Consider the following 280-nt stretch of genomic DNA (forward strand, 5'->3'; position numbering starts at 1 on the left):
GAGCAAATCTCAAAAATAACGTCTCAGTTCGGATTGTAGTCTGCAACTCGACTACATGAAGCTGGAATCGCTAGTAATCGCAGATCAGAATGCTGCGGTGAATACGTTCCCGGGTCTTGTACACACCGCCCGTCACACCATGGGAGTCGGAAATGCCCGAAGCCAGTGACCCAAGCGAAAGCAGGGAGCTGTCGAAGGCAGGTCTGATAACTGGGGTGAAGTCGTAACAAGGTAGCCGTATCGGAAGGTGCGGCTGGATCACCTCCTTTCTAAGGAAGAA

At 51.8% G+C, this 280-nt stretch carries 1 rRNA gene; it reads left to right on the forward strand.

Going from position 1 to position 280, the window contains the following annotated elements:
• Positions 1-269: ribosomal RNA gene (locus GPK83_RS16680) — 16S ribosomal RNA — on the forward strand; the annotation flags it as partial.
• Positions 270-280 lie beyond the last annotated feature (11 nt).

It is taken from the genome of Clostridium sp. MCC328 (assembly GCF_018785465.1).
Lineage (GTDB): Bacteria > Bacillota > Clostridia > Lachnospirales > Lachnospiraceae > Pilosibacter > Pilosibacter fragilis.